Source organism: Crassaminicella thermophila, from assembly GCF_008152325.1.
Lineage (GTDB): Bacteria > Bacillota > Clostridia > Peptostreptococcales > Thermotaleaceae > Crassaminicella_A > Crassaminicella_A thermophila.
Genome location: NZ_CP042243.1, coordinates 2,400,485 through 2,413,219 on the forward strand (window position 1 = coordinate 2,400,485; position 12,735 = coordinate 2,413,219).

The following is a 12,735-nucleotide window of genomic DNA, read 5'->3' on the forward strand; positions in this document are numbered from 1 at the left end:
AGTCGGATAAATCCTGCAAATTAGGTGTTTATACTTTTAAAATAATTTTTCTTAAAATACAGTTCCAATTACTGATATTCTTTTTTGCCTACGGCAATTTTATTAATTATTCTCATCTATAATTAGATTATACAAAATTTTTATAAATTCTTATAATTTTTATTTAACTGTTCATAACATCCATCATTTAGATTACTTTAACACAATATCAATTACTTTTCGAATAATATCATAATCATATCCACGATATACTAAATATCTTCCTAATTTTTCATAAATTTTTCTTTTGTCTGTATCTTTAATAGTTTTGACCTTCTTTTGTGCTAAACTTAATGCATTCTCATATTCTGTTTCCCGATCTAATTCTTCTGTAATTATATTTTCTATAAGCTCTATATCCATCCCTTTTCTATATAAATCTTGCTTTATTCGATTTTGTCCATACTTTTTCTCCTTTGATTTACTTTTTACCATCTGCTTAGCGAGTTCCTGATCATTAATAAAGTTATATTCCTTTAGAAATAATATAACTCTATCAATTATTTCATCTGAGTATTCATATTTTTTTAGTTTTTCTCTCATTTCTTTTTCTGTACGAGAAGAAAAATGTAATAGCTTTAAAGCCTTACTTTTTGCCTTTTGATATGTTTCTTCCTCTATAATAAATTGTAGTTCTTTTTTTTCAATATCTCTCCCTTCCTTTAATCTTAATTTGTATAGAATTTCCATATCTATTCCTAAGAAAAATTCACCATCTACATATAGATTTACCCGATTATTATTTTTTTGCTGCTCAATCTTCGTAATTATAGGCATTATTTTTTCATCCTTTCTATGTATATTAAATAAAAGCCGAGAAATTTCTCGACTTTTATTCATCTACCTTTACTTTATTACACCAAGGTTTTCTACATCCTCTTATACAAAATCTTCCTTCATTTATGCACACTACTTCCTCCGATTTACACTTCGGGCATAAATGGATTTCTTTTTCATAAGCCTCATTAAATTCATACCCACAATCTTTGCATACATATTTACAAATATTCAAAGTATAATTTCCACCTTGAATATTGATTGCCTTTCCTTCTGTTAGTGCCTGAGCAACTTTCCTTCTTGCTTCATCAATTATTAATTGAAAAGTTTGTCTTGATACATGCATTTTTTCTGCACATTCTTCTTGAGAAAGTTTTTCAATATCTTTTAGGCGCATTGCCTCAACTTCCTCTAGCTTTAATTGAATCTCCTCAAGATGACACTTTGGTTTTCCTATAGGAATAAAATATCTATTTTCAGGCATAAAAGCAATTTTTCTTGGTTTTGTTGGCCTAGGCAAAATTTCACCCCCTACACTTTTGACATATACCATTAAGAATCATTGTAAGGTCTTTTATCTCTACATCATGTTCCTTTTCAACAAAATTTCTTAATTTAATAAGATCTAAAATCAATTCTGTTTCATCATAATCATAAATACTATTGCACCTTTCACATCGAAAATGAATATGCATTCGTTTTTCACTAAATAATTTTAATTCGTAGTATCTATCTTTTCCAATCGTAACTTCTTCTATTATATCATGTCTTTTCAATATTTCTATAGTTCGATACACTGTTGCTAATCCGATTTTTTTATCCTTTATAAGCTCATATAATTCTTCTGGCTTAAAATGTGCATCATGATTTAAAAAAATCTCTATAATCGCTTTCCTTTGTTTTGTCATCTTTATATTATTTTCTTTTAAAATCTTTTCTATCATTTCTATTTTGTTTTTCATTTTTATCACCAAATTCAATTATTTTCTATAAAGTAAAAATAATTTTTTATATAGAAAAAGGCAGAATAAAACAATTCTGCCTAAGCCTTGCAATTTCCCTCATGAGCATGATCTCTACATACGCTTCCTGTAGATTGTAAATTACCGCTTACATATGCATTAACTACATCTTCAATATTTCCTTGTGCTCCCACAACTACTGAAACACCATTTTCTTTAAAAAGTTCTTGAGCAGTAGCACCCATTCCACCAGCAATAATTACATCGATTCCTTTTTCAGCAAGATATGGTGGCAAAAACCCTGGTCTATGACCTGGATTCGGAAGAAAACTTCTTCCTTCAATTTTTCCATCCACTACATCAAAAACTTCAAACCCTTCACAATGTCCAAAATGTCCGGATACTAAATTCCCTTCCTTAGCTAAAGCAATTTTCATTTTTAAACATCCTCCTTATATATTTCTTTTAGTTTGTTCCATATTTTTATAATTTCTTTTGAAGCTTTGCTTTCTTTATAGCTTACAATAGGCTTTAAAGCATTTACAGCTTCTTTTACACAAGGATCAAATGGAATTTTTCCTAATACATCAATACCCTCTTCCTTGCAATATTTCTCTATTTCAATAGTCATATCTTCATTTATGTCATATTTATTAATACATACAAATGGCTTTACTCCAAAAAAATTGATTAATGAAAGAACTCTCAAAAAATCTTCTAATCCTGACTGAGTCGGCTCAACCACAATAAGTGCAGCATCACAGCCAGTAACAGAAGCCATAACAGCACATCCTATTCCTGGAGTTCCATCTAATATAATCCATTCATTGTTTTTTCTATGTGCCATAGCATTTTTTCTTACCTTTGTAACAAGCTTTCCTGAACCTTCTGCACCAATAACCATATCAGCTCTTGATAAAAGTCCTTTATTTGTTTGTGTAATAATAGTCTTCCCAGTCACTTCATCTTTTAACAGAATTGCATTTTGCTCACATACTACAGTACATGCTGCACATCCTTCACATTTTAGGGGATCTACTTGATAATTTTTTATTGCATCATATCTACATACTTTTTCACAAGCTCCACATTTTATACATTTATTAGAGTCTATATTTGCAACCTTTGCTCCAAAGAAGTTTTCTTCTTCTATATCTTTTCCTTGTAAAAGTATATGAAGGTTTGAAGCATCTACATCGCAATCCACTTTTATGCTTTTTTCACTAAGATAGGCAAGTGATGCTGCAACTGTTGTTTTTCCAGTTCCCCCTTTACCGCTTATAACCACTAGTTGCACCTCTTCACCCCCTCAATTTTTCTTCCTATTTCTTCAAATCCTTTTCTAAATACTTCATCTTCAATAAGTAGCTTTCCTTGAGAATATAAAACAGCTGCTTTTCGATCAAAGGCAATCTTTCCTAAAAGATAAATCCCTTCTTCTTTGCAATACCTTGTAATAAGATCATTTTCTTCTTCAGCGCGATTAATAATAACACCGAATGGAATTTTCATCTCTTTTACAAGTGACACAGCGATTTTTAAATCATGTAATCCAAATGCTGTAGGTTCTGTAACCAAAACAGCATAGTCTACCCCTTCAATTGCTGATACAACTGAACAAGAGCTTCCAGGAGAACAATCAATTATTGTAGGTTTTTCATCTATTAAAGATTTCAATTCCTTGATAATCGGAACAGCCATTGGCTCTCCTACATCTAAAACCCCTCTCATACATTTAATATCTTCGCTTTGTCCTATATCTATCTTTCCAATACTTCTTTCTTCCTCTGTAATAGCATCTACTGGACATACAAGTTCACATGCACCACAGCTGTGACACAATTTTTCAAATAAAATAATCCCTGTATTTGTTCCAGCTAAAGCATTAAACTGACAAATTTCTACACACTTTTTACAATTTATACATTTTTCATCATCTATCTTAGGAATAGGTACATTAACTTTCTTTGTTTTTAGTACATTAGGCTTTAAAAATATAAACCCATTCGGTTCCTCAACATCGCAGTCTACATAATCCCAATTCATAACCTTTGCAAGATTTGTTGAGACTGTTGTCTTTCCTGTCCCACCTTTACCGCTTAAGACTGCAATTTTCATCCTACCAGCTCCCTCTTGCTCTGTTTCCCATTCCAAAATGAGCAGGTCCTGCTTGATTTATCTCTTCTAACTTTCCTTCTTGGAATAATCTAATTTCTTCTTCAATAGCTTTCCCCTGTCCTTTATATACCTTGATATTTCCTCCTTGTAATACTTTCATTGCATTTGGTCCCATGTGCCCAGTAATTACTACTTCTACTTTTTCATCTACAATTTGTTGTCCCGCAGCAATTCCTGCTCCATGTGCAGATGTTACACCAGCATTTTCAAGCGCTTTGAATTCTTTTGTTTCTGTATCAAATATAACAAAATATTGACATCTTCCGAATCTTTCATCCATTATAGAATTTTTTTCTTTTCCTGTACTTGAAATACATATTTTCATTACTCAATCCCTCCTATTTTATCTTCTAATTTATTAGCAAAGTTTTCACAAAAACCAAAGCGTATTTTTCCAAATACCTCTACTCTTCCCTCGTCACACAATTCCACAAATTCAGGATCAATAGGAAGTCTTTCTAATATTTCTATGTCCATTTCCTTAGCAGCTTCTTCAACTTTACTTTCTCCAAATAGGTAGTGCTTTTTATTGCAATCTGGACATTCAAAATAGCTCATATTTTCAACTATTCCATAAATAGGTATTGCCATCATCTTTGCCATATTTACTGATTTTTTAACAATAAGCTTTACTAGATCCTGAGGAGAAGATACTACGACAATACCATCTACTGGCAGTGATTGCATAATAGTAAGGGGTACATCTCCAGTTCCTGGCGGCATATCTATAAGTAATACATCTAAATCTCCCCATGCTACATCTGTATAAAACTGCTTTACAGTAGCTCCTATCAAAGGACCTCTCCATACAACAGGATCATCCTCTTTATCTATCAATAAATTTAATGACATTACTTTAATTCCTGTCACTGTATCTACAGGTTGAATCACTTTACCATCGCTTGAAAAGGCTCTTATTCCATTTATTCCAAATATTTTTGGAATACTAGGCCCTGTAATATCTGCATCCATTATTCCTACCTTATATCCCTTATTTCTTAAAGATACAGCCATTAAAGAAGTAACAGAAGACTTTCCTACTCCTCCTTTCCCACTCATTACTGCAATAATTTTTTTTATGTTAGTTCCTTCCAGTGGTGTTTCCTTTTGAATCATTTATTTTCCCTCCATTTTATTATTGGCATTTGCTAGTTATATTATACCCCAAATTTTGTTATTGTCAAATGCCAATTTGAACAAAAAAAAGAGAAGCATTAATAGCTTCTCCAAATTAAAGTTATTTATATACTCTTTTATTTAACTTTTTTCAAATCCACTTTCTATTAATTCCATTAATGCATGTATTGCTTTTTCTTCATCTTCTCCATTAACAATTATAGTAATCTCACTATCTTTTGCAATTCCTAGACTCATAATTCCCATAATAGACTTAGCATTTATTTTTCTACCATTAAATTCTATCTCTATATCTGATTTAAAAGCATTTGCTGTTTTAACAAACATACTAGCAGGTCTAGCATGCATACCACTTTCATTCTTAATAACAACTTTTTTCTCCATAATTTCCTCCTTAAGAATTAATTATTATTTATTGGCTTTTTTAAAAATCCAAGCATAAATGCTGTTATTAAAGATCCTATTAGAATCGCTGCTACATATAAACCTGGATTACCTTTAACAATTGGAATAACAAAGGCTCCTCCATGAGGTGCTGGAAGTCCTATATTAAAGATCATAGAAAGGGCACCTGCCACTGCCGATCCTACAATAATAGATGGAATTACCCTACCTGGGTCTGCTGCTGCAAAAGGGATAGCTCCCTCAGTAATAAATGATGCTCCCATAATATAACAAGTCTTTCCTGCTTCTCTTTCACCCTTTGTAAATTTATTTCTGAATAACGTTGTTGCAATAGCTATTCCAAGTGGTGGCACCATTCCACCTGCCATGACTGCAGCATGAGGTGCAAAATTTCCAGCGTCAATCATTGCTATACCAAAAGTAAACGCAGCTTTATTAATAGGTCCACCCATATCTACAGCCATCATACCACCTAACACTAATCCTAATAATACTTTATTAGCTGTTCCCATACCGTTTAACCAGCTTTGCAATCCTAAATTCAAACTTTTAACAGGATTTACAACAACAAGCAACATAATAGCTCCTGTAATAAATATTCCAAATAAAGGATATAATAATACCGGCTTAATTCCTTCTAATGACTCTGGCAACTTAGTAAACGCTTTCTTTAAGAATAAAACAATATATCCTCCTAAGAAACCTGCAATCAGTCCTCCTAAAAATCCTGCTCCATTATTTGCTGCAATCAATCCGCCCACCATAGCTGGTGCAAAACCTGGTCTATCTGCTATACTCATACCAATAAATCCTGCAAGAATAGGTACCATTAAGAAAAATGCACTTCCACCACCTATATCCATTAATAGCTTTGCAAAAGGATGAAAAGATGGATCATTTGGATCAAATGCTTTTATTCCGAAAAAGAAAGATATAGCAATTAATATTCCTCCACCTACTACAAACGGAAGCATATTTGAAACCCCATTCATCAAATGCTTATAAAAACCACGTCTTTCCTTTTTGTCAAGGGTATCAGATACTATATTTCCCTTATGATTATAAATCGTTGCATCCCCCTTTAGCCCTTTCATAATAAGTTCTTCAGCATTTTTGATTCCTTGTGATACTGGAACTTGAATAACTTTTTTTCCTTCAAATCTTGCCATGTCTACTTGTTTATCTGCAGCAACAATAATAGCTGTAGCTTTTTTTATCTCTTCATCGGTTAATCTATTTTTAACTCCTGTAGCACCATTTGTTTCTACTTTTATTTCTACACCCATTTCTTGTGCTTTATTTTTAAGAGCATCTGCAGCCATATAAGTATGTGCAATCCCTGTTGGACAAGCTGTTACTGCTAAAATTAATCCTTTAGTATTATTTATCTTCTTTTGATCCTCGGTTTTTAATTTTTCTTGTGCCTCTATAATATTTAATAATTCTTCTTCACTCTTTACATTAGTAATTTTTTTCCTAAAATCTTCGTTCATAAGCATTACAGATAACCTAGATAATGTTTCTAAATGCTCATTATTTGCATTCTCACTACCAGCAATCATGAAAAAAATATGTACTGGCTTTCCATCTAATGAATTATACTCTATACCCATTTTAGAATATCCAAAAGCTAAAGCTGGTATCTTCACTGCGCTAGTCTTTGCATGAGGAATAGCAATCCCATCACCTACACCTGTTGAAGCATCCTCTTCCCTTTTTAGAATTGCTTTTTTGAATGCTTTTTTATCATTTAATCTTCCTGCTTTATCTAGTTTATTTACTAATTCATCGATTACTTCTTCTTTTGTCGTAGCTTTTAAATCAAGAATAATTGTATCTTTCTTTAAAATATCTGTTATTTTCATGTTTGTCCTCCTTTATTTAAATTTTATTTATTTTTACTTGATCTAGTAATTTTTCAACATCTTCTCTTTTACATAAATCAAGTGAAAAAGCTGTAGCACTGCCAGAAGCTATTCCCATTTTAAAAGCTTTCTCTATATCTAAGTTCTGTGAATAACTAGCAATAAATCCTGCAATTAAGGAGTCTCCTGCGCCCACAGAATTTTTTACAACTCCTTTTGGTACAGACCCATGATATACGCCATTTTTACATATAAGCAAAGCTCCCTCTCCTGCCATTGAAATGATTACATTTTGTGCTCCCATATCTCTAAGCTTTTTTGCATATAAAATAATTTCTTCTTGTGTATTCATTTCAACACCAAATATTTCTTCTAGTTCCTCTTTATTTGGTTTTATTAAAAAGGGATGATATTTTAAAGTAACTATCAATGATTCTCCTGTTGTATCTACAACTACTTTCACATCATTGCTTATACATTTTTCTTGAATCTTTGAATAAATATCTCTCGATAAGCTTTTTTGAATATTTCCTGCAAGTACAAGATAGTCATTACTTGTTAATTTACTTATCTTTTCAAATAATACATTTATATTTTCTTCTGTAATATCAGGTCCAGCTCCATTGATCTCAGTTTCTTCATCAGCTTTAAGCTTTATATTGATTCTTGTATCTCCTTTTACAGTTATAAAATCCGTTTCAATCCCTTCAGCTTCTAAATATTTTTTAATATACGCCCCTGTAAACCCTCCTATAAAACCTAATGCTTTACTTTTTATCCCCATATTTTTCAAAACCCTTGACACATTAATCCCTTTTCCTCCAGGATATTTATAATCTGTATTTACTCTATTTACTGTTCCTAATCGAAAATCTTCAACTTTTACTACATAATCTATTGATGGATTTAATGTTACTGTATATATCATTATTCTGTCACAACCTTTATTCTAGTCTTGTTCCTATATTTATCATAATCTTCAACCTCACAGTTTGTAATAATGACTGCTTTTTTTAAGTCAGCAACCTTTACAAAAGCTACTTCCCCAAATTTGCTTTCATCTGCTAGCACAAAAGCTTCTCTAGAAAGATTTATCGCTGTATCCTTAAGAATCGCCTCTTCTGAATCTGGAGTAGTAAATCCATAGTCTATATGTATGCCATTCATTCCCATAAAGCATTTATCAAACCTAAATTTTTCAATATTTTTCAACGCATCTGTCCCTATAACAGCCTTTGTTCGTGATTTTACTTTCCCACCAACGATATAAGCATTGATATCCTTTTCCACTAACATATCAATATGCTTTAATCCATTTGTAACCACAATAATATCTTTTTTATTTAAAAACTGAATCATCTTAAATGTTGTAGTTCCAGCATCTAAATACACACAATCCCCATCTTCTATTAAAGATGCCGCATATTTAGCAATCATTGTTTTTTCTTGAACGTATTGATCTTGCTTCTCACCATAGCTAGGTTCATTAAATCTACCTTTTAGTAAAGTAGCTCCTCCATGTACTCTCTTTAGTGTATTTATACTTTCTAAAAAAGTAAGATCACGTCTTATAGTAGATTCTGATGTATTTGTAGCTTCTACAAGTTCGTTAATTCTTACTGATCCTTTTTGTTTTAAAATTTCTAATATAATTTCATGTCTTCTTTCTGTAAGCAAACTTATCACCTCTTAACCCCTTCATATGCTCATTATAAGTCAAAACCACTCAAAAATCAATCATTTTCTTTCAAAACTTTTCACAAATACACTTTATTCACTCATGATCATTCAAATACAATCACGTTATGTAATTTTTATCATAAAAAACGTCGTCTATCACACGCTTTTTTTAACTACATAATACTTTTCTCCTCCATTGATGTCCGTTTTTAGCAAGCTATATACCCTAATGCAATTATAATCTTAATCCATTCCAGAGCGTTATTTTTCAATTCATTAATAAATATAACTTTGTCAACAAGCTAAAACCAGCTTCTATATGAATATATAGAAGCTGGTTTTGGTTGTTAACAACCTATCAAAATTTTGTTATTCAGTTTTTATTGCATCTAATGCACTTAGATTCATTGCTCGTCTTGCTGGCAAATATCCTGAAATAACACCAATAATTGTTGCAAACAACACTCCACCTGTCGCCAAGCTTATTGTAATAACAGAAATTCCAGTATCACTATCCATAGGTCCCATAAACCCTCCAGCTAATTTGTTAAGTCCAAAGGATACTGCATAACTTATTATAATCCCTAATATCCCTCCAACAAAACCAATCATAGCAGCTTCAAATAAAAATAATTTTTTAATATCCGTAAGATTTGCTCCAAGCACCTTCATAACTCCTATTTCTCTTGTTCTTTCATATATACTCATAATCATTGTATTTGTAATACCAATAGCTGCAACAAGTAAACTTACAGCCCCAATACCTCCTAATATTGCCTGTACCTTCTTTGTCTGTTCTTTCATAGACTTTAACATATCTGTTAAGCTACGAGCTTGAAATCCCATATCTTTTATCTTCTTTTGAATCTCCTCTACCATTTGGATATCTTCTACCTTTACCTTTATTTCTTCATATTTATTTCTATTATTTGAGGATCTTCTTCTTTCATGCCTTGCATCTTTATCTTCTTTAATCAGTTTTTCAAGAGAAGTTATATTCATATAAGCATACCAATCTCTTTCTCCTCCGCTTTCTGCTAAAATACCTACTCCTTTTGCTTTATGAGGCTTTGGAGGCTTATAATCATCCCTTCTTTGATTCCTTTTTTTCTCTCCATAATCCATATCTGATGTTATAATTAATTTATTACTCACCAAATTTACCTTTGGCTCATCTGAATAATCATATTGATTTCTTGATCTTGGATTATAAAACTGATAAGCTACTTCTTTTCCAAAAACCAATACTTCTTTTTATCCGATGGCAAAAGAAGTCTTCCCTTTTCTACTTTAAATCCAAAGGCTTCCATCAATTCAGGTTTTATTCCTACTACATCTACATATCCTAGCATTTTTCCTGCTGCAATTTTCAGTTGCATTCTTTTTATAGGCATTACAGCCTTTACTCCTGGAATTTTTTCAAATTCTGCAACACTTTTATCATCAAGTTTTACTTCTTTTTTTGAGTTTCTTGAATTCTGATCAAAATGATGTCCTGAAGCCCTTACCTCAATTACACTTAAATCTCCCATACTCTCAATCCACTCTTTGTTGCTTTTATCCATTGCAATTCCAATTGACATCATAATTACTATGGAACAGGTTCCAATAATTACACCTAAGATAGTCAAAAAAGTCCTTGTCTTTTTTTTCCACAGATTTCGAAAGCCCATTTTAAATAAATCAAAATTATTCATCAATAGTCACTTCCTCGGCTTTCTTTTTTTTCTTTCTATAAATAAATATTGCAATACCTAATGCTAAAAGTCCACCTCCTGCAATCCAAATCCATCTTTTAGAAGTTTTTGGCTTTTGCATTTCCATTCCTTCTGGAGGCATTGGTGGTTCTTCTATTTTTTGTGCATTTATTTCAAAATCCTTTACTATTTCATGAGGATTTCCTACAGCATCTTCAAATTTGAATACAATTTTGCCGTTAAATTTTCCTTCTTTTTTAGGTATTATTGTAACATCATAATAATCATCTTTTCCTGCTTCCATATTTCCTATATAGACACTTCCATCTTTTATCTCAAAATCGCCTTCTGTATGAATCATCATATTTCTTAAAATACCTCTTCCTAAGTTGTAATAATCAATAGATAACGCACAAGGTTCTCCTGCAAATATATCAGATGGAATCTTTACATCAGACGTTTCAAACCTAACTTCCTGAATTACATAAATTCCTATTGTCTCCTTTGCAGAATACTGTTTTCCTGTATTGTCTTCATATTCAATATCTACTACTACATTATATACTTTCTGTTCTGCATCTACTTTTGCTTTTAGCTTAACATTCCTTTTTTTGCGAGCATTTGGCCCTATTTCATTAATAAAGAAAGAGTTACTACTTCCTACCGGTGCAAAAGTATCTCCTTCTGAGGTTAAACTTACCTTTATGTTTCTTACAGCAGTATTTTTATTCGTATTAAGAAAGGACATAGTAAGTGGAAAAACTTCTCCAGTCTTTATATACTCTTTTCCATAATTATAATCATCTATAATTATTTTAGGAGTCAATTTTGAATTATCTCCCTTAAGATATACACCTACATACTGGCTAATAGAATGATTTTCTTCTGATCCATTTAATCCATATGTTATATCGATTTTAATAGGATAATTTTTTGATTCAATTCCATCCTTAGCAAAAAATACAAATTCTAAATAAACTGACTTTCCTGAAGCTAAACTTTTTATATTTTTTATTGAAGGAGACTTTGGTAAAATTTCACTTCCTCCATCTACACTTACTTTTAAGTTTTTTGCATCTTTTTCTGATAAGTTTTTCAAATCAAAAGCAATCGTAAAGTCTTCACTTGTATTTACGCCTTCTTTAGGATAAGTTAAATTTTCAAATCCAAAATCTAGTTCTTGCTCACTAACACCTTCTACAGGAACATAAATTTTAGTTTTTTGCTCATATTCATGATTATATTCGTCTTTATATTTCATAGAAAGCTCTAATTCATATGTCCCACTTTTCAAATTTTCATCTGCATAAAGCTTTATTGGAACAACTTGAAAATGCTTTGCTTTTACTTCTTTTATTTTAGGTATTTCCATATAACCATCCATTCGAATACCATCAGCCTTAAGACCCTCTAAGCTTATCTTCAAATCTTTTACCAAAGATTCTCCTTCATTTCGAATATCTAATTTCATTGTAGTACTCTGCCCACTTAACAAGCTATCTCCTTCAAATTTTACATCCATTAATTTTAAAGAAGGCTTTTTACGATTATTCTCTATTTTTACATAAACAGTCTGTGATATCTGACCGCCTCCACCCATTTCTGTACTATACACAATATCTACCTTTATCGGATAAATTTTTGCCTCTGCATCTAAAGCTACCTTTAAATAAAATACAGCATCTTCATCACTATGTGCATTTATAGATGAAATTCTCCTTGTAGTAGCCATTTTATCAATGACAAAAGGAAATTTTTCTAAATCACTTGTATCTAAAGAAACAATAACATCATTTGCATTATCAGCTCCAATATTTTCAATAGGAATTGCAAATCTTACTTCCTCCCCTGGCTCAAATACAGGTACATCTGCATTTCTTCCAATAATCAGATTTACGCCACTTGCATATGAAATAGTACTATGTATATTACAAATACTTAAAATCATCATCCCTATAACAAAAAAACTAAGTATCTTTCGCTTCATTTTTTTCC

The 12,735-nt window shown here is 31.5% G+C and carries 15 protein-coding genes; all 15 read right to left on the reverse strand.

The annotated features are described in order from the left end of the window. Positions 1 to 192 precede the first annotated feature (192 nt). Positions 193 to 816, reverse strand: coding sequence for a regulatory protein RecX (locus FQB35_RS12130; protein WP_168198341.1), 624 nt, complete (start codon positions 814 to 816; stop codon positions 193 to 195). A gap of 55 nt (positions 817 to 871) precedes the next feature. Next, positions 872 to 1,336, reverse strand: coding sequence for a DUF134 domain-containing protein (locus FQB35_RS12135; protein ID WP_148810146.1), 465 nt, complete (start codon positions 1,334 to 1,336; stop codon positions 872 to 874). A gap of 4 nt (positions 1,337 to 1,340) precedes the next feature. Next, positions 1,341 to 1,778 (reverse strand): Fur family transcriptional regulator, encoded by a 438-nt coding sequence (locus FQB35_RS12140; RefSeq protein ID WP_148810147.1) that lies wholly within the window; start codon positions 1,776 to 1,778, stop codon positions 1,341 to 1,343. 80 nt (positions 1,779 to 1,858) lie between these two features. Further along, positions 1,859 to 2,215, reverse strand: coding sequence for a NifB/NifX family molybdenum-iron cluster-binding protein (locus tag FQB35_RS12145; RefSeq protein ID WP_148810148.1), 357 nt, complete (start codon positions 2,213 to 2,215; stop codon positions 1,859 to 1,861). Positions 2,216 to 2,217: 2 nt separating this feature from the next. Beyond that, entirely contained in the window at positions 2,218 to 3,075 is an 858-nt protein-coding gene (locus FQB35_RS12150; protein WP_148810149.1) for an ATP-binding protein, read from the reverse strand. Beyond that, positions 3,066 to 3,896 (reverse strand): 4Fe-4S binding protein, encoded by an 831-nt coding sequence (locus FQB35_RS12155; protein ID WP_148810150.1) that lies wholly within the window; start codon positions 3,894 to 3,896, stop codon positions 3,066 to 3,068. The genes FQB35_RS12150 and FQB35_RS12155 overlap by 10 nt, the downstream gene beginning before the upstream one ends. A gap of 1 nt (position 3,897) precedes the next feature. Further along, positions 3,898 to 4,281 (reverse strand): NifB/NifX family molybdenum-iron cluster-binding protein, encoded by a 384-nt coding sequence (locus FQB35_RS12160; RefSeq protein WP_148810151.1) that lies wholly within the window; start codon positions 4,279 to 4,281, stop codon positions 3,898 to 3,900. After that, positions 4,281 to 5,072, reverse strand: coding sequence for an Mrp/NBP35 family ATP-binding protein (locus FQB35_RS12165; RefSeq protein ID WP_148810152.1), 792 nt, complete (start codon positions 5,070 to 5,072; stop codon positions 4,281 to 4,283). Before FQB35_RS12165 ends, FQB35_RS12160 begins: the two co-directional genes overlap by 1 nt. A gap of 141 nt (positions 5,073 to 5,213) precedes the next feature. Continuing rightward, a complete protein-coding gene (locus tag FQB35_RS12170; protein WP_148810153.1) occupies positions 5,214 to 5,477 on the reverse strand; it encodes an HPr family phosphocarrier protein in 264 nt (87 codons plus the stop codon). A gap of 17 nt (positions 5,478 to 5,494) precedes the next feature. Next, the gene (locus FQB35_RS12175) at positions 5,495 to 7,363 is read right to left on the reverse strand and encodes a PTS fructose transporter subunit IIABC (protein ID WP_148810154.1); all 1,869 of its coding nucleotides are present in this window, start codon (positions 7,361 to 7,363) and stop codon (positions 5,495 to 5,497) included. Between the two features lie 16 nt (positions 7,364 to 7,379). Next, entirely contained in the window at positions 7,380 to 8,291 is a 912-nt protein-coding gene (pfkB, locus tag FQB35_RS12180; protein ID WP_148810155.1) for a 1-phosphofructokinase, read from the reverse strand. Continuing rightward, a complete protein-coding gene (locus FQB35_RS12185; RefSeq protein WP_148810842.1) occupies positions 8,291 to 9,040 on the reverse strand; it encodes a DeoR/GlpR family DNA-binding transcription regulator in 750 nt (249 codons plus the stop codon). The genes pfkB and FQB35_RS12185 overlap by 1 nt, the downstream gene beginning before the upstream one ends. Before the next feature lie 372 nt (positions 9,041 to 9,412). Further along, positions 9,413 to 10,288 carry an ABC transporter permease gene (locus FQB35_RS12190; protein WP_231701792.1) on the reverse strand — a complete coding sequence of 292 codons (876 nt, stop codon included), beginning with the start codon at positions 10,286 to 10,288 and terminating at the stop codon, positions 9,413 to 9,415. Next, positions 10,267 to 10,740 carry an ABC transporter permease gene (locus FQB35_RS16310; protein ID WP_231701793.1) on the reverse strand — a complete coding sequence of 158 codons (474 nt, stop codon included), beginning with the start codon at positions 10,738 to 10,740 and terminating at the stop codon, positions 10,267 to 10,269. Before FQB35_RS16310 ends, FQB35_RS12190 begins: the two co-directional genes overlap by 22 nt. Beyond that, positions 10,733 to 12,727, reverse strand: a complete 1,995-nt coding sequence (locus tag FQB35_RS12195) for a COG1361 S-layer family protein (RefSeq protein ID WP_148810843.1) — start codon at positions 12,725 to 12,727, stop codon at positions 10,733 to 10,735. The genes FQB35_RS16310 and FQB35_RS12195 overlap by 8 nt, the downstream gene beginning before the upstream one ends. Positions 12,728 to 12,735: the final 8 nt, after the last annotated feature.